Genomic DNA, 17,020 nt, shown 5'->3' with positions numbered 1-17,020 from the left:
AATTATGTTTTACTAACCAGGGGGTATTAGGAAATGAATATATTAAAGATATGGAAGCTGTCAGATAAGAAAGTGTTGTTTATCCTGCAGCTCATAATGAATATAGGGATTGCAGGTATAACAATCATAGTAAGTAATTTTGCCAAAAATGCAGTAGACCATGGCATTGACGAGGGAAAGATGCTTGGAATATTTGTTCAATTTGTAATTATAACGTTTTTTGGAATTGGACTAAGCTATAGTGGGGTGATTATCAGGTCTAAGTTTTCAATTGGACTGATAGAGAAGCTTAGAAATATAACTAATGATAAGCTAATAAACAGCAAATACGAGTATTTTGAAAATGAATCTTCAGGCAGTATCAATAATAGAATACTTCATGATATGAGTAGCGTAGCTGATTATATGTCTGGAGGATTGCCCGAATTTTTAAGCAACATGATTATTTTTGTCTGCTGTTTTATATATCTTTTGACACTTAATCTTACAATGACACTTGTAAGTGCTCTATGTATACCTGTTGCAGTGGCAGTTGCTAAGAAGGTGGCAGCACCTACTTATGATACAATGGAAAAGTTCGGCAAGAAGATGGATGAGGTTATGGGAATCGCACAAGACACTGTAAATGGTATTAAAATTGAGAAAGCATATAATCTTAGAGGCAGACGTAAAAAATATTTTGATGAAAATATGGAACAGGCAACTTCATATTTTGTAGCTTATGAGAAGTTAGTGGTCAAAGCAGGACCTTATAAATATGTCATTAGGTCAGCGCCTATGTTTGTTTCCATAATGTTAGGGTTTTATAATGCTTATCAGGGCAATATTACAAATGGTGAAATGGTAGCTTTTATCTTGTTATTACAGAATGTATCAAAACCCCTTTCAGAACTTACAAGATATGTAACAGAGTTTAAAGAAGCTATGGTTTCTGTGGACAGAGTGATGGAAATTGTGGAACTTAGCGAAGAAGCCTTTGGAACAGGAGAAGCTTTTGAAAGTGAGATAGCATTTGAACTTCATAATGTCTCTTTTTCCTATGGTAAAGATAATAATAAAACGTCAGACAATGTACTCAATGATATAAGTTTGGTTATACCAAAAGGAAAAACAATTGCACTTGTTGGCTCGAGTGGAAGCGGTAAGAGTACTTTATTTAAGTTGTTATTGGGATTTTATACAACTACCCAAGGAGAAGTACGTTTATTTGGTAAAAATATAATGGAGTGGGACATTGAGAAGGCAAGAAAGAATATTTCCTATGTAGCACAAGATACATATCTTTTTGAAGGTACAGTTGCTCAAAATATTGCCTATGGTAAGCCTGATGCCTCATTTAATGAAATAATACAAGCGGCTGAAAAAGCTTATGCCCATGATTTTATAATGAGTATGCCAGAGGGATATCAGACGGTTTTATCTGAAAGAGGAACTAATATTTCAGGAGGGCAGAAACAGCGCATCGCCATTGCACGTGCTTTTTTAAAGGATGCACCTATATTTTTGCTAGATGAAATGACATCAGCTCTTGATGTAGAATCAGAAAAGCTAATCCAAAAGGCCATCGAAAATTATAGTGAAAGCAAAACAGTCATTCTCATAGCGCACCGCTTATCAACGATTATTAATGCAGATGAAATATATGTATTAAGTCATGGCATTATAGCTGAAAATGGAACACATGAAGGTCTATTAGAAAAGAAAGGGGTATATACTATGCTTTATAGCAATCAAGTCTTAGGTAATACAGGTGAGCAAGATGCATGAATTGTATAAAGATTTGAAGAATACTTTCGTGTTTCTAAAAGGCCATTATTTTGTGTATTTTACGGGTATAATAGGAATGACACTGTTACAATCAAGCAGTGCATTGTTAGAATCGTATCTTTTAAAGATGCTACTTGATATTGGTGCACCAGAGAGTATGTGGTTCATTTTTAAAATGATTGCTATGCTTGTCATTTATATGATCTTAATGGTGTTGTTGCTTCCTGTGTTTACATTTATGTTTAATTGCAGGGCAAAATACGGTCATTGTAACTTGAATAAGGCTGTATATGAGAAGTTTAATAAAATAGATGTGAATTATTATGAAAAGAGGCATAGCGGTGAGATATTGTCTATCTTTGAAAACGATACATGGGTGGTAGCTGTAATTTTTATGAGACACTTTAGACGTACCGTAGCTTCTCTTGCAACCATAGTGATCTATTTGATTCCTATGTTCGTATTTGATTACAGAATTACACTTATAATATTAACATTGAACCTAATTACACTTACTGCGAATACCTACATAGCTAAAAAGCTCAAAGCAACAACGAAGAAAATTCAGAAACAAATGAGTAATATGACAGTTACCATAGGAAATATTGTAGGAGGCATGTCAATAATAAAAATGTATCAACTTGCCAGCGGTATGAGAGAGAATTTTAAGAAAGATAACAGTGAAGTTTCTAGGCTTAGTATGAAAAATAGTAAAATAACAGCTTTGCTTACTTCTTATAATTTTTTTATATCTATGTTGAATATGTTGGTTTTTCTTTTGCTTGGAACAATAATGGTAAAACAGGGACTTACTACATATGGTAACATCCTTGCAATAATGAGTTTACAAACGGCTCTCGATGCCAATTTTAGAGAGTTTGGTCAGTATTATCCGATGTTTTACAATAGTCTTGCAGGAACAGAGAGAATATACGATTTTCTTAACATAGAAGAAGAACCTTTAAGATGGGAAGCCGAGCACATTAATCAAGCAGAATATATTCAATTTAATCAGGTTAACTTTGGATATACACAAGATAAATTGGTGCTAAAGGACTTTAACCTTTTCGTAAAAGAAGGCGAAACACTAGCAATTATTGGGGAAAGCGGAAGTGGAAAGAGTTCTGTTGCAAAGCTTTTGCTTGGATTTTATAAAATTAATTCAGGGGGGATATCTATCGGTGGAAAGAACCTCTCTGATATGATTTTGAGTGAAATCCGTGATATGATTGCTTATGTGCCACAGGAAGCGACACTTTTTAACACCACGATTATGGAAAATATTCGATATGGAAGAGAAGATGCCACGGATGAAGAAATATTTGCAGCAGCACGAGCAGCAAATGCAGACACTTTTATAAGACAGCAGCCACAAGGATATGAGACATTTGTTGGTGAAAGAGGCATAAGACTGTCAGGTGGACAATGTCAGAGAATAGCTATTGCAAGGGCTATCATTAAAAATGCGCCTATACTTTTATTAGATGAAGCCACATCAGCCCTTGATTCGGAGTCGGAAAGACTTATTAAAAGTACTATAGATGGATATGGAAAGACCAGAACAACTATAATCATTGCGCATAGGCTCTCAACTATTGAAAATGCGGACAGAGTTTTTAGAATGGGTGAAGAAGAGCAACAGAGTATTGTTGCCGGGTAGTATTATATGATTAAATATTTTATTTGAGTTGAAGTTAACTTTGGGGTTACAATGTATAAAGATGGGAGGGATACATAATGAATATTTTAATTGTAGAGGATGAACAAGATATAAGAGAATTGCTAGAAATTCATTTATCAAAAGAAGGATATAAGATTTTTACGGCAGAAGATGGTCTTCAAGCTTTAAATATATTTGAAAATAAAGATATAGACATTGCACTACTTGATGTTATGATTCCGAAAATTGACGGATTTAAAGTTCTTAAAAAGATTAGAGAAACTAGTGAGATCCCAGTAATTTTTATAACTGCAAGGGAAGAAGAGTCAGATAAAATACTTGGTCTTGGACTAGGGGCAGATGATTATGTAATAAAACCATTTAGTCCTATTGAAATAATTGCACGGGTTAAGGCTCAGCTCAGAAGGTATTATAAATATTCTAATAAAACTCATAAAACTGCAATAGTTGTTGGAGAGTTAATGTTAGACAAGGATAGTTGTTGTATTTATAAAAATAATATTCCTTTAGCTTTAAATCCAAAGGAATATAGGTTATTAGAGTTTATTTTAGAGAATCCAGGGAAGGTATACACTAAAAAACAGCTATATGAAATAGTATGGTGTAATCCATATTATGGAGACTCAAATACTATCATGGTACATATAAGCCATATTAGGGAAAAGATTGAAGAAGACCCTAAAAATCCAAAATATTTAAAAACAATAAGGTGTATAGGGTATAAAATGGAGTTACAGCATAATGAATAGAAAAAAGTTAAAAAAAATAGGACTTTACTTTAAGAGCAAGAAAATGGCTACTCAATTATTTAAAAATTATATTATATTTCTAATTATTATAATTGCAATATTTATGCTAACAATGGTAACTTTATTGGTTTATTTTTCTGCTAATTATGTGGATCTACCAACAGATAAATCAACAGCTGAGTATATTATAAAGCAAAATTATAAAGATATAAACGTAACAAATTTTATAAAACATAAGGGCTATGTTGAAGTGCTTGATAAAAATTTAGTTATCGTTATGGAAAATGGTAGTAAGCATAAAGTAGGATTTAAATACCCACAAAAGTATTATCAGGATATGATTACTAATAATTTAAAGGATGGTTATTTTTATTCTAGTAAATATGGTACGAAGAAAGAGTTTATCCTAATTACAGCTATGCCAAACAGTATATTTGATGCTTATACATGGGGCTTCGAACATAAGCAGCAATTGGAAGAGGTTAGTAAACGTAAGAATAATGGATTTACTTTTTTAACAATATTTCCATTTATAATATTTATATTTTTATTATCTACAATGGTACTTTATTCTAAACTTACATCAATGATGTTTGTAAAACCATTAAAAAAACTTTTAAAGGGTGTTAACACTGTAAAAAATGGAGAATATTCGACAAGGGTTGAAATTAACTCTTTAAATGAAATTGGGCAATTAAAGGATGCATTTAATTTAATGGCAGAAAAGATACAAGATGAGAAGCTGTTAAAGGAGAAGGCAGAGCATAACAGGAAAAGGATGATCCTTGATATATCACATGATTTAAAAAATCCATTAACAAGTATACTCGGATATTCAGAATTTTTGTTAGAGAATGATGATATTGAAATAGTGGATAGAAATAAGTTATTAAAAGTTATTAACAACAATAGCAGACGAGCAAACGACCTAATTCAAGATCTCTTTGAATTTTCACGTGTTGAAAGTACAGAATATAAATTGGATGTAAGAAATCATGATATAGGTGAGTTTTTACGAGAACTCATTGCAGGATATGTTCCAATTATGGAGCAAAAAGGCGTTTTATATGAATTTAGTATTACGGAAGATGAATTGGAAATTCCATTTGATAGAAAGAACTTAGATAGAGCCTTAAGCAATATTTTATTAAATAGTATTAAATATAATAGCCCAGGTATTACTATTAGTATAAAGCTTTTATTAGATAATAATGTTGCTTCAATTATTATTGAGGACAATGGAGTAGGGATACCTAAGGAATTTCAAGGCAACATTTTTGAACCTTTTGTCCGCGTAGATACTACGAGAAATTCTAGAAATGGTGGTACAGGGCTTGGTCTTGCAATATCAAAAGCTATAATTGAAAAACATGGAGGAAGTATAACTTTGGTGCAGGATATAAATAAGGGTTGCAAATTTATAATAAAATTAAATAAGAGCATAGACAATATATAGATTAGGAGTTTTAAATATAAGCTAGCTGCACCTTGCATTGTAGGTAGGGTGCAGTTTAACGACATTTCAGAAGGTAACTCCCGCGTCTTAAGGGGGAGTTACCTTCTGAAGTCGTTAATATTGCAGCTCCGCAGGAGATGATTTAATATGCTTTTATATCATTTATTTACTTCTATTTACTTTGTTAATTTCTTTATCAAGATGCTTTATACGATTTTCTATTTTTTTTAAAGCATTACAGTAATCTAATAAAGACGAATCAATATGACTATTGCTTTTGAAAATTGAGTATAATTCTTTTCCAAGATCGCGATAGAGATTATCCATATTATTTTCTTCAGAATGGAGTTTATATTTAAGTTTAGATATTTCAATAAAATCTTCAGATTTGTTTGATAAAACCTCGATTCCGTTGCTTATCGAATCTTTAATTTTGTATAAATTAGGGCCTGAAGGCATAACACTTCCTCCTTTTATGGTATAATTTAAATTAAATGGGTAGACTCAATAACATACTATTTATGAGAATGTGTATATGTGACTAATAAATGCTTGTACACCAATAAATATATTTAATTTGTTATAAATTATAGATTATTTTTAGAATTGTTAATTTTAATATGGTGGTGATAATGTGAATAATAGAGAAAGACCGATAGGATTTTTTGATTCAGGAGTAGGTGGAATAAGTGTGTTAAAGGAATCTTTAAAAGTGCTTCCCAATGAAGATTTTGTTTATTTTGGAGACTCATTAAATGCACCCTATGGAATTAAAAATGTAAATGAAGTTAGGAAATTAACGTTTAAAGCGGTAGATTTTCTTTTGGAAAAAGGGGTAAAAGTAGTAGTGATTGCTTGTAATACTGCTACTAGTGCGGCTATTGATGCACTTCGAAGGCAATATAAAGATATACCTATAATTGGTATAGAGCCAGCACTAAAGCCTGCTGTAGAAGTTAGTAGGGGTAAAAGCGTAATTATTATGGCAACTCCTATGACTTTAACTGAAAAAAAGTTCGATAATTTAATGAAGTTGTACAACAAAGAAGTCGATATAATACCTTTGCCTTGTGCGGGCCTAGTTGAGCTTATCGAAAATGGAATTATAGATGGCGATGAGATTAATGAGTACTTAAAAGAAAAGTTAAAAGAGTTTAGTCATTTAGACGTAGCAGCTATAGTGCTTGGATGTACTCATTATCCATTTATAAAAAAAGAATTAATTAAGATTGTTGGAGAAAAAACTATTATAATTGATGGAAGTATAGGCACTGTGAATCAACTAAAAAGACAACTTAATTGTAAAAATCTTTTAAATGAAAAGAAGACAAAGGGTATTGTAACTATATATAGTTCCTCTACGAATGATAATACAATAGATTTAAGTTATAAATTATTAAAACTATAATCTTATTAAAAGGATTTAAGAGAAATTATTGTATATACATATAAAAGCAGTTTAAGACTAATTAAATTAGTTTTAGGCTGTTTTTGTTTTAACGACATTTCAGAAGGAAAGTCGCCCAATTTTACAAGTGGGAGTTGCATACTTTAATAAATGGAAAACTTCAGTGGGAAAATAAATTTCCTTCTGAAGTCGTCAATGCATCTTCTTCGAAGCTGTTGCAGCGACCCAGGAGATGATTTAATAGTGTATGTAATATATATCTAAAATTAAATTAATTATAGCAATAGTATGACTAGGTGAATAGTATAAACTATAAAAAGAAACAACAGAAATAAGGTGATAAAATGAGAGTATTTCAATTGAAAAAAGATAATGAATGCTACGTAGATCAGGATACATTTAATATGAAAATTGAAAGGATAAATAAAATTAATTGCATAACTATAGACAATCCTGTGCAAAATAATTGCTTATGTGTTATAAATCATTTAGTATGTAAAGTTGAAGAGAATAAGAACACTGCGCATTTAATTATTACAAATGATGATAAACAATTGAAAGATACAACTACATTCGGGGGGCTCGCCATTGGCTATAAGTATGACAAAGGAGAGCCCTTAGATAACTTAGAAATAGATATAGTTAATATCGACATAAATCGAGAGATAGACATGCTAGAAAAATATTCTTTGATAATACTTCCTGGAGGAAATATCCAAATAAAATTAGAAGAACCACAAGAAAAAATGAGTTTACGAATAAGCGTTGGTAAGGAAAATATTTAACTTATGAATAGGATGACATTCTTAAGAATAGGTAGGACTTACTAATTATTTTTGAGGGTGTCCTTATATATATAAAATAGTAAATGATATAAAATGTGATATAATTTATAATGAATACATAACAAGAGGAGAGGTAAATATATGAATCCAATAGTAACAATTAATATGCAAGATGGAAAAGTGATAAAGGCTGAGTTATATCCAGAGGTTGCACCAAACACGGTAAATAATTTTATTAGCCTTATAAATAAGGGCTTTTATAATGGACTTGTTTTTCATAGAGTAATTCCAGGATTTATGATTCAAGGTGGCTGTCCTGAAGGAACAGGCGTTGGTGGACCAGACTATTCTATAAAGGGTGAGTTCTCTTCTAATAAATTTAAAAATGATTTAAAACATTCAACGGGTGTTTTATCAATGGCTAGATCTAATGATTCAGATTCAGCAGGAAGCCAGTTCTTTATTATGGTGGCTAATTCTTATCATTTAGATGGAAGTTATGCAGCTTTTGGTAAAGTAACTGAAGGAATGGAAAATGTTTTAGAAATAGCTAAGGTCGAAAGAGATTTTAGAGATAAACCAAACAAAGAGCAAAAGATAAAAGATATGAGTGTTGATACTTTAGGAATTAAGTACAGTGAACCAAAAAAAATAAAGTAAATATATATAAATAAAATAATAAATTGTAGGGGGGATATAGTGTGGATCTTATTAATGAAAAAGTTATCCTTGCATATGGACTAACTGGTGCAGATGAAGAAAAATTTAATGATTTACTAGTAAAACAAAATATATTACCTTGCATAGTAATTGAAAAAAATATGGGTAACGTAACAATTAGAGAAGTATTACAAGATATTAAAAAAATAGAGGGTAATATTGAATTACCTAATGAAAAATTACTTATATTTAGTAATTTTGCTGATAAGGAATTGTATGAGCTAATTGATGATATAAGACAAATTAAAAGCAGTGAGACAATACTTGCAGCAGTTACACCGACATCTATTAATTGGACAGTTAGCTATCTTATGCGTCATCTGATTGCAGAAAGAGAAGCTTACAAGAAAAGTAAATAAGGTACATGATCCAAAATATAAATCTTCTGCTATAAGCAGAGGATTTATATTTCGTTGTATATATAAATATAAATTTTAAATAAAAATTTTTATATAGACCCGAAATGGTGTAAAATTATAATTAAATGATTAAAAACAATTATTCAATTGGAAAGGCGGAAAATTATGAGTAGAGTAGGAGACAGAATTAAACAAGTAAGAGAAACAAAAGAGGTAAGCCAAAAACAATTAGGTAAAAAAATTGGAGTTTCTGAAGGTTTTATTAATGATATCGAATTAGGTAAAAAAGTTATAAATGAAAAACTTTTAGAAAAAATATCTAAGATTTTAGGAGAAGAAATAGAAGATAGGTCTGTGGCATTTGAAGATGCTGTGGAGAGGGAGGAAAGAAATCCAAAACTTGAGAGACCAATCGCAGGAAAAGTAAATGAAGTTTGGAACGATGCTTTTAGTTCAGTTTTAAAAGATGTTGCTATTTATAAATATGATTTAGTTAAAGCTATAGGTAAGAAACAAATGCCAATAATATCAAATAAAGTAGAAGGATACGCTCAAGATAAAGTATTATTTTTAGAAATAGAAAATGATGATATGCTTGGGTTCAGAATTTGTAGTGGAGATATTGCTTTTGCACATTTGACTCATGAAATTGAAAACAATGCTATTTCATTATTAGATTATAATGGAGAAAGAGTATTAAGGCAGATAAAAAAACTAGATAGTAACAAAGTGCTCTTAATAAGTAATAGAATTTCATTGAAAACAGATACAGTTCCTCACAATGACATCAAGGTAATTGCAAAACTAGATAGCATACAGTTTAAGTTATAATTATCTTTTATGGTAGATATACTATTTATAAATGAAATTTAACATTAATTATAGAATAAAAATGATTAATTAATAATTAATAGTATTAACAAAACACTACTGATGGTTTATAATAGAAAGTATGCATGAAGCATGTAATAACGGCTATGAATTAATGGGGAATTAACTATTGATTTTAAAAATAAAGGATAATCAATAGAGGAACAAGGGGGGATAGTATTATGAAAGGAACAGTAGTAGCTACTTGGATGAAAACTTGTAGAAAACTTTATGGCGATGATACGGTTAATAATGCGATGAAATCTGTGGGGTGGAATTCTCGAAAAATATTTTCACCGGTGGAGAACGTAGATGATAGCCAAGTTAAAAATGTAATTGGCGATATATCTAAAAACCAAAATGTACCTATTGATGTATTATGGAGAACCATAGGAAAAGATAATTTGACAGCATTTTATAGAGATTTTCCTGCATTTTTTAACACTGAAAATGTATACTCATTTTTAAAATCGCTGTTTGATATACATGTTGTAATGACAAAGAAATTTGCCGGAGCCAAACCACCGTTAGTAGGGATAACCCCCATTTCAAGTAGGGAAGCTATTTTTACTTATAATTCTAAGAGAGCGATGTTTGATTATTTTTTAGGGCTATTAGATGGTACATGTGAGTATTTTAATGAAAAAGTTCAAATTGAGCAATTAGATAAAACTTCAGATAGTTTAAGTTTAAAGCTTACATTTGATAAGGATATTTACTATAAAAAAACATATAAAATTAATAAAATCCTATCATTAGGCTTTATTAATAATACTCATGGTAAAGTAGGTCTAGTTACATTTATTATATCTTTAATTGGGGCAATGATATTAATTGGTACAGGTGATATTTTAAAAGTATTAGGTTTCTCTATCATTTCTGGAGTAGCATCAAGTCTTGCATCTTTTATAATGGGAAGACCTGCAAAGCTAATCATGCAAACTATAGACCAGATTAATAGCAATAATTATGTTGAAGATGGAGATATAGTTACTGGGGATGAGTACGAAGAGTTATACAAAAACATTAAGAAATATAAAAAAGGATTTAGAGCAGATTTTGTTGAGTTTAAAGGTGTAACTGACGAGATGGATACTTTTGCGCAAAACATAAATACGATTTCTAGTAGAATGAAAGATACTTCAGAGGATATATCAGTAGTAGTTGAGCAAATGGCGGATACTTCTGTAAGTCAAGCTGAGAGTACTGAAAATGCTGTTTTAATCTTAAATGATAATATTAGATCGCTTAAAGATATTGTTAAAAATGAGAATGATAATAAGGATGAATTAGAAAAAGCTCTTGAAAAGATAAACAATAGCTATGAAAGTGTTGATAAAACAAGTAAAAATATACTTGGGACTTTAGAAAAATTTCAAGAAGTTAAAGATAATGGGATAAAGCTTGAAACTAAGGCTCATGACATAACAAGCATAGTATCGATTGTTTCTCAAATTTCTGAGCAAACAAACTTACTTGCTCTTAATGCATCCATAGAGGCTGCACGTGCAGGTGAACAAGGAAAAGGATTTGCTGTTGTCGCAGATGAAGTTAGAAAGCTTGCAGAACAGTCTAAGAGCGCTGTGGAAGAAATCAACAGCAATTTGATTGAGTTTGTTAAGGATATAAATGTACTTGTTGATAAAATTGGTGATCAATATGATATTTTGCAAAATGAGACTAAGGGACTAGAGGATGTAAGAGATATAAGTTATGAGGCCACTATGTCTGTTAGAACAGTTTCAACAGCAATGATAGATACTATAAATGAGTTAGATAGAGAAGCTAAATCTATTGCAAACATATATGAAACAATAGAGTCTTTAGCCGCAATTTCAGAGGAAAATTCTGCATCCTCAGAAGAGGTAAGTGCAAGTGTTGGAACTTATACAAATGAAATTAAGAAGCTAATAGACAGTATACATGAGTTCAAAAAGATAACAAGTTCATTTAAAGAGGATTTAAAGAAATATAAGATATAGTTATTGTTAGGGAAGCAGGGGAAAGAAGATGGAACAATTACAAAAGAAAGCCGTAACATATCAATGGAAAGATGTTATTAAAAGAGGAATGTTTGCGTTAAGCATACCATTAATAAGTTTGACTTATCCTCTGCTTAATCAATATAGAGGAAATACTAAAGAACTATTAACATTTATGGATAAATTAGTACCTTTTAACAAGTTTTTTATAATACCCTATATATCTTGGTATATATTTATAGCAATTTTTTCAGTTATCTTATGTATATATGATAAAGAAAAATATTTTAAACTACTTATAACGTTAAACCTAGGTATGATTATATGCTACATAATATACTATTTTTATCCAACATATGTTCCAAGACCAGTAATATTAGGAACAGATTTTTTTAGCAATTTGGTTTTGAGTTTATACGCGGCTGACAACCCCTATAACTGTTTTCCTAGTATTCATGTTTTAAATTCAGTTCTTATAACTTTGTATATTTATGAATCTGAAAAGGTTAGCAAATGCATAAAGGTGATTTGTATTATTATGTCTTTCTCTATAATTTTATCTACTATGTTTATAAAACAGCATTATTTTGTAGATGTTATTGCGGGCATAATATTCGCCTTTATTTTATATTTTTGTTTTAAAAATTTAAAATTTAATTTTCATAAAAATGATAGCATAAGTTATATAGAATAATTAAAGGCCTCCATGATTTAATCATGGAGGCCTTTAATTATTAGAAGATGAAACAGGTTACAATATTATTATATTCCACTTAAATTAAAATCGGGTATAAAATCAGGCGAGGAAGTTCCACTATCTTGAATAAAACATTTTGTTATCCCTAAGTTTAAGCAGTAGTTTATTAAAGCATCATAATGATCCTGGTTTAGTATCTTGTTTATTTCAGGAAATTTAGTTTCTACATGTAGGGGGGTATATTGATTCATTAAGCTAATATAAACATCATCATTAAAGGTAGTGTGTATGAAGTCTATTACTTTTTTAGAATCAAATAATAAGCCAGGTAGCATTAGATGTCTAATTATTACTCCCTTTTGAATTATACCATTATCATCAAATTTTACTTTCCCTACTTGTGAGACCATTTCAGTAATAACTTTACTTGCAGTATTAAAATAATTAGGTGCTTTTGAATATTTAAGAGCATATTTGTCTGCATAATATTTTAAGTCTGGGAGGTAAACATCAATGAATCCTTTGAGTGACTTAATGGTGTCTATATTTTCATATCCATTTGAATTATAGAGAATAGGAATACTAAGACCGCTTTGTTTAGCCAGTTTTAAGGACTCTATTATCTGGGGGACGTAGTGAGTTGGCGTAACTAAATTTATATTGAGTGCCCCCCTTTTCTGCTGCTCTAAAAAAATTTCACTAAGGCGATTTATAGATATTGTTTTTCCATAGCCATCATGACTTATTTTATAATTTTGGCAAAATACACATTTCAGATTGCAATTTGAAAAAAATACAGTGCCAGAACCTAAGTCACCTGAAATACAAGGTTCTTCCCAATAATGCAAGGAAACTTTAGCTACTTTTATATACCCAGAAGCGTTGCAATAGCCTAATTCACCATCTAATCTATTAACAAAACATTTCCTAGGACATAAATTGCATTTTTTTAGTATGTCTAAAGAGGTTGAGGCATCTAATTTTTTTGTGTTTTTATTTTTCATTTTATCTCCTTGATTTATAATTACAAGTCTTAGAATATATAAGAATTGTACAACTTCGATATATACAATGTCAATTCTGTCTTTTAGTAGTTTTCTTATAAAACAAAATGCATTGAATTAAAAATATAAAACTTATTGCACCAAAACCAGGATAGAGGACTTTGATTAGAGTTTTAAAGCCAATTTGAGAGATAGGCAAAGCTACAACAAGTATTAATAAAACAGCTTTCTTATAAGAAATATCAAACTTTTTCTCTAGAGTTTTTCCAACACTATAGATATTGGAAACTTCAGTTGAAAACATTTCACAAAAGATTATGCAAAGTAGAAAAATTTGCATTAACATGCCAAAGCGGTGTGTTATATAGAGAAGGGGAATTTCATATTCAAAAATTTGAGGAATATTTAATAAAAGCATTGTATTTATCAAATAACATAAGATAGTTAGGCCTAAGGCCCCTATTATAACACCGGGAATAAGAACTCGTTTATATTTAATTTCTTGACTTAGGGGGACTAGTACACCACTACAACATAACATATTAAAACCTGCATAAAGCAAAGCTGAAAAAAACCATTGAGCAGGTATTATATTATTCTTATATGAGGGAATCTGCTTTATATAAGTAGCACTTACCATATCTTTGTAAAATAGTAAATATAAAATGAATATGGTTACAATAATTGTAATTAAGGTTGGAACTATAAATGAATTTATAGTTATTAATCCTTTAGTATCCTTAAGCACAGTATATAAAGAGATTATAGCCATAAGTAAAATTCCTACCCATTTTGAAATGCCAAAATATTGGTGAAGAAGTGCACCACTTCCAGCGAGAATTACGGCGGCACCACTTACTAAGAAAAAACTTGTGAAAATATCCGTGATTATACCGAAAAAACCTGGGCTTACGAGAGTTATAAGCTCAGTATAGGAGTTTAATTTATTTTTTAGGCTAATAGAAACAATGATTGAACTTACTATAATATAAATTAAACAACATACAAGAATTCCCCAGAAACTCACATAGCCATAAGTACTGAAAAATTGAGTTATTTCCTGACCAGAAGCAAGGCCTGCACCTACTATAGTACCAATAAATACAGCCGCGGTTTGAAATATTAAACCAATTGTTTTTTTCAAGATATCTCCTCCACAAAATTATTAAATTTAGAGTCACACTTAAATAAGATGCTTATATTTATAAATATATGTGTGTTATTTAATAAAAAACAATTATTTCAATGAAAATAATAATTATATAAATTAAAAATTTAGTTTAAGGGAAACTATAATATAATAAATTATTTTAATTTATAAATATTAAGTATATTTATAACTATAATTAAAAATGAATTGAAGGGAGTGAAAATATTGAAAAAAATTTTAAGCTGTTTATTAATACTGTTTTGTATTTTGTCTATTGCTGGATGCTCAAATAAAAAGGAAGAAGATAAGCCAAAAGTAAATGCATTCGAAATTAAAACTGCAAGCAATGTAGTTTTAAGTTATATGAATTTTATAATGAAAGAAGATTTTGAAAATGGTAAAAAGTTATATACTAAGGATTTGTATCGTAAAGCTACTGATTTGCCAATTAGCAATATGAAGATAAAAGGTTATAAAGTTACAGAAAGTAATGAGGTTGGTAGAAGTGGAGTTTTTAAGGTGAGGGTTACTAGGACGTCTATAGGTAGTTCATTGTCTTGCGTGGATGAATATTCTATTAAAATTGTTAAGGATGGAGCCGAATATAAAATAAGCGAAATTACCAATACACCACAAAAGGAAGCTTTCCTAGAGGGTACAGGCATTAGATTCCGAGATAAAAAAAATGTGAAGACAAATTTAATTATTGATGTATCTGGAATTCCTAAATATTCATACTCAAAGGATGATGGAGCAAGGCTATATAAAATAATGGTACCATTAAAAGAATTTGGACCCATGAATTTTGGCTATGAAGGAGATAAAATAGCATTTAGTACTTATAATAAAAATACTTTTATTGGTATTGTCAATATCGATGAGTCTCTTGAAGTTCAAGCTCAGGGAAATGCAGATCAATCGGGTCAATCATCACAAGGCGGAGGATCTGGGATAATGGCTAAAGAAAAACCAATAGGAAAGGATTTAATACCGATAGATTTATTATTTGATTGCAAAGTCGAATTTATGACATTTTCAATGGATGAAAAATTTTTGCTTGTACAGTATAATAGTGAAAAAACAGGAAAATGTATTAGAGTTTATAAAGTAGAAAATGGGGATATGATTCCAATTAATTTTGAAAAAGATTATCCTATAGAAAAGGTTCAAATAATATTTTCTTCTTTTGGCGAGGATAATATGACATATGAAGTAATCCCTAAAGCAAGTAGTAATGGAGCAGAAGGAGATATTATTGGAAAATGGAAATTAAGTTTAAAGGATTTTACTGTAAAAAAACTATAATTAATACACTCACTATGGAGATAAGGTATAATTAACATAAGTTTAGAAAACAGATAACTAGTCTAATGGCTAGTTATTTGTTTAAATATTTTTAAAAAAAGAAAGGAAGACGTTAGTGGAGAATTTATGGAATGATAAAAGATATTTTAGTTTAAATTATTTTTTAAGGGAAAAGTTCGGTAGTAAGGTTTTTAAAATTGCTTTAGATGCTGGTTTTTCTTGTCCTAATAGAGATGGAACTATTAGTAGTGGGGGGTGTCTGTTTTGCAGCGAGAGGGGCTCCGGAGATTTCGCTGGTAATAGAAAGTTTTCTATTACAAGACAATTCGAAGATATAAAGATTATGATGAGTAAGAAATGGAAATCCGGAAAGTATATTGCTTATTTTCAGGCGTATACAAATACATATGCAAGTGTTGATGTGTTAAGGGAAAAATATGAGGAAGCAGTATCACAAGATGGTGTAGTGGCACTTGCTATAGCTACACGGCCTGATTGTTTAGATAATGATGTATTAGACTTAATAGAGGAATATTCGCACAAAGTGTACACGTGGGTAGAATTAGGACTTCAGACGAGTTCTGATGAAAGTGCAAAAATTATTAATAGGGGTTATAAGTTACATAAATTTGAAGAGACTTTGATTGAGCTTAATAAAAGAAATATTGATGTGGTGGTTCATACTATATTTGGACTTCCTGGAGAAAGTGCCCAGGATATGCTTAAAACGATAGATTATGTTTCACATAAAGATATAAAGGGTATAAAGCTACATTTGCTTCATCTTATGGAAAATACACCTATGGTTGAGCTCTATAAGCAAAAAAAACTTGAATTTTTAAATCAAGATGAGTATGTAGATATTATTTGCAAAACAATTACTATGCTTCCTCCTAATATGGTTATTCATAGATTAACAGGGGACTCACCAAGGGAGTTGTTAATAGGTCCTATGTGGAGTTTGAAAAAATGGGAAGTCTTAAATGCTATAGATAATAAAATGAAGGAGTTGGATTTATATCAAGGGAAAAATTTTATAGGTTAACAATATTAATAAATAAGTCCTATATTACTATAGTACCAATTT

At 30.2% G+C, this 17,020-nt stretch carries 16 protein-coding genes; 13 read left to right on the top strand and 3 right to left on the bottom strand.

Annotated features, from left to right (window positions below):
* Positions 1 to 33: 33 nt before the first annotated feature.
* The 4 genes from KPL54_RS17825 to KPL54_RS17810 all read left to right on the top strand — a co-directional run bounded on the left by KPL54_RS17825 (position 34) and on the right by KPL54_RS17810 (position 5,653).
* Positions 34 to 1,767, top strand: a complete 1,734-nt coding sequence (locus KPL54_RS17825; protein ID WP_216107841.1) for an ABC transporter ATP-binding protein — start codon at positions 34 to 36, stop codon at positions 1,765 to 1,767.
* Positions 1,760 to 3,427 (top strand): ABC transporter ATP-binding protein, encoded by a 1,668-nt coding sequence (locus tag KPL54_RS17820; RefSeq protein ID WP_216107840.1) that lies wholly within the window; start codon positions 1,760 to 1,762, stop codon positions 3,425 to 3,427. Before KPL54_RS17825 ends, KPL54_RS17820 begins: the two co-directional genes overlap by 8 nt.
* Before the next feature lie 77 nt (positions 3,428 to 3,504).
* Positions 3,505 to 4,197 (top strand): response regulator transcription factor, encoded by a 693-nt coding sequence (locus KPL54_RS17815; protein ID WP_216107839.1) that lies wholly within the window; start codon positions 3,505 to 3,507, stop codon positions 4,195 to 4,197.
* Positions 4,190 to 5,653 (top strand): HAMP domain-containing sensor histidine kinase, encoded by a 1,464-nt coding sequence (locus tag KPL54_RS17810; RefSeq protein WP_216107838.1) that lies wholly within the window; start codon positions 4,190 to 4,192, stop codon positions 5,651 to 5,653. Before KPL54_RS17815 ends, KPL54_RS17810 begins: the two co-directional genes overlap by 8 nt.
* Before the next feature lie 162 nt (positions 5,654 to 5,815).
* Here the strand turns inward: KPL54_RS17810 and KPL54_RS17805 are convergent, their stop codons facing one another.
* Entirely contained in the window at positions 5,816 to 6,112 is a 297-nt protein-coding gene (locus KPL54_RS17805) for a hypothetical protein (protein WP_216107837.1), read from the bottom strand.
* 175 nt (positions 6,113 to 6,287) lie between these two features.
* Here KPL54_RS17805 and murI point away from each other — a divergent pair, with 175 nt between their 5' ends.
* The 7 genes from murI (at position 6,288) to KPL54_RS17770 (ending at position 12,471) form a co-directional block, all read left to right on the top strand.
* Positions 6,288 to 7,061 (top strand): glutamate racemase, encoded by a 774-nt coding sequence (gene murI / locus KPL54_RS17800; protein WP_216107836.1) that lies wholly within the window; start codon positions 6,288 to 6,290, stop codon positions 7,059 to 7,061.
* 344 nt (positions 7,062 to 7,405) lie between these two features.
* Positions 7,406 to 7,846, top strand: coding sequence for a hypothetical protein (locus KPL54_RS17795; protein ID WP_216107835.1), 441 nt, complete (start codon positions 7,406 to 7,408; stop codon positions 7,844 to 7,846).
* Positions 7,847 to 7,987: 141 nt separating this feature from the next.
* Positions 7,988 to 8,506, top strand: a complete 519-nt coding sequence (locus KPL54_RS17790) for a peptidylprolyl isomerase (RefSeq protein WP_216107834.1) — start codon at positions 7,988 to 7,990, stop codon at positions 8,504 to 8,506.
* Positions 8,507 to 8,547: 41 nt separating this feature from the next.
* Entirely contained in the window at positions 8,548 to 8,925 is a 378-nt protein-coding gene (locus KPL54_RS17785) for a DUF3783 domain-containing protein (RefSeq protein ID WP_216107833.1), read from the top strand.
* A gap of 165 nt (positions 8,926 to 9,090) precedes the next feature.
* Positions 9,091 to 9,756 carry a S24 family peptidase gene (locus tag KPL54_RS17780; RefSeq protein ID WP_216107832.1) on the top strand — a complete coding sequence of 222 codons (666 nt, stop codon included), beginning with the start codon at positions 9,091 to 9,093 and terminating at the stop codon, positions 9,754 to 9,756.
* A 221-nt stretch (positions 9,757 to 9,977) separates the two neighbouring features.
* The gene (locus KPL54_RS17775; protein WP_216107831.1) at positions 9,978 to 11,777 is read left to right on the top strand and encodes a heme NO-binding domain-containing protein; all 1,800 of its coding nucleotides are present in this window, start codon (positions 9,978 to 9,980) and stop codon (positions 11,775 to 11,777) included.
* Between the two features lie 28 nt (positions 11,778 to 11,805).
* Complete coding sequence (locus KPL54_RS17770; RefSeq protein WP_216107830.1) at positions 11,806 to 12,471, top strand: phosphatase PAP2 family protein; 666 nt, start codon at positions 11,806 to 11,808, stop codon at positions 12,469 to 12,471.
* A gap of 68 nt (positions 12,472 to 12,539) precedes the next feature.
* On the opposite strand, the gene KPL54_RS17765 is transcribed toward KPL54_RS17770, so the two are convergent.
* Together KPL54_RS17765 and KPL54_RS17760 are read right to left on the bottom strand one after the other, a co-directional pair.
* Positions 12,540 to 13,478: a radical SAM protein gene (locus tag KPL54_RS17765; protein WP_216107829.1), complete on the bottom strand. Its 939-nt coding sequence runs from the start codon at positions 13,476 to 13,478 to the stop codon at positions 12,540 to 12,542.
* Positions 13,479 to 13,548: 70 nt separating this feature from the next.
* Positions 13,549 to 14,625: a YkvI family membrane protein gene (locus KPL54_RS17760; protein WP_375373002.1), complete on the bottom strand. Its 1,077-nt coding sequence runs from the start codon at positions 14,623 to 14,625 to the stop codon at positions 13,549 to 13,551.
* A gap of 228 nt (positions 14,626 to 14,853) precedes the next feature.
* Here KPL54_RS17760 and KPL54_RS17755 point away from each other — a divergent pair, with 228 nt between their 5' ends.
* Positions 14,854 to 15,933, top strand: a complete 1,080-nt coding sequence (locus KPL54_RS17755; protein WP_216107827.1) for an LptM family lipoprotein — start codon at positions 14,854 to 14,856, stop codon at positions 15,931 to 15,933.
* A 115-nt stretch (positions 15,934 to 16,048) separates the two neighbouring features.
* A complete protein-coding gene (locus KPL54_RS17750; RefSeq protein WP_216107826.1) occupies positions 16,049 to 16,978 on the top strand; it encodes a TIGR01212 family radical SAM protein in 930 nt (309 codons plus the stop codon).
* Positions 16,979 to 17,020: the final 42 nt, after the last annotated feature.

This window comes from Clostridium estertheticum, assembly GCF_018861295.1.
GTDB lineage: Bacteria > Bacillota > Clostridia > Clostridiales > Clostridiaceae > Clostridium_AD > Clostridium_AD estertheticum_D.
Note: the sequence above shows the minus strand (reverse complement) of the source record. Positions and strands in the feature narration are given on the sequence as shown.

What these genes read in the sequence shown, in the direction of transcription:
- KPL54_RS17825 (WP_216107841.1), top strand. Translation starts at nt 34, where the DNA reads ATGAATATATTAAAGATATGGAAGCTGTCAGATAAGAAAGTGTTGTTT.
- KPL54_RS17820 (WP_216107840.1), top strand. Translation starts at nt 1,760, where the DNA reads ATGCATGAATTGTATAAAGATTTGAAGAATACTTTCGTGTTTCTAAAA.
- KPL54_RS17815 (WP_216107839.1), top strand. Translation starts at nt 3,505, where the DNA reads ATGAATATTTTAATTGTAGAGGATGAACAAGATATAAGAGAATTGCTA.
- KPL54_RS17810 (WP_216107838.1), top strand. Translation starts at nt 4,190, where the DNA reads ATGAATAGAAAAAAGTTAAAAAAAATAGGACTTTACTTTAAGAGCAAG.
- KPL54_RS17805 (WP_216107837.1), bottom strand. Translation starts at nt 6,112, where the DNA reads ATGCCTTCAGGCCCTAATTTATACAAAATTAAAGATTCGATAAGCAAC.
- KPL54_RS17795 (WP_216107835.1), top strand. Translation starts at nt 7,406, where the DNA reads ATGAGAGTATTTCAATTGAAAAAAGATAATGAATGCTACGTAGATCAG.
- KPL54_RS17790 (WP_216107834.1), top strand. Translation starts at nt 7,988, where the DNA reads ATGAATCCAATAGTAACAATTAATATGCAAGATGGAAAAGTGATAAAG.
- KPL54_RS17780 (WP_216107832.1), top strand. Translation starts at nt 9,091, where the DNA reads ATGAGTAGAGTAGGAGACAGAATTAAACAAGTAAGAGAAACAAAAGAG.
- KPL54_RS17775 (WP_216107831.1), top strand. Translation starts at nt 9,978, where the DNA reads ATGAAAGGAACAGTAGTAGCTACTTGGATGAAAACTTGTAGAAAACTT.
- KPL54_RS17770 (WP_216107830.1), top strand. Translation starts at nt 11,806, where the DNA reads ATGGAACAATTACAAAAGAAAGCCGTAACATATCAATGGAAAGATGTT.
- KPL54_RS17765 (WP_216107829.1), bottom strand. Translation starts at nt 13,478, where the DNA reads ATGAAAAATAAAAACACAAAAAAATTAGATGCCTCAACCTCTTTAGAC.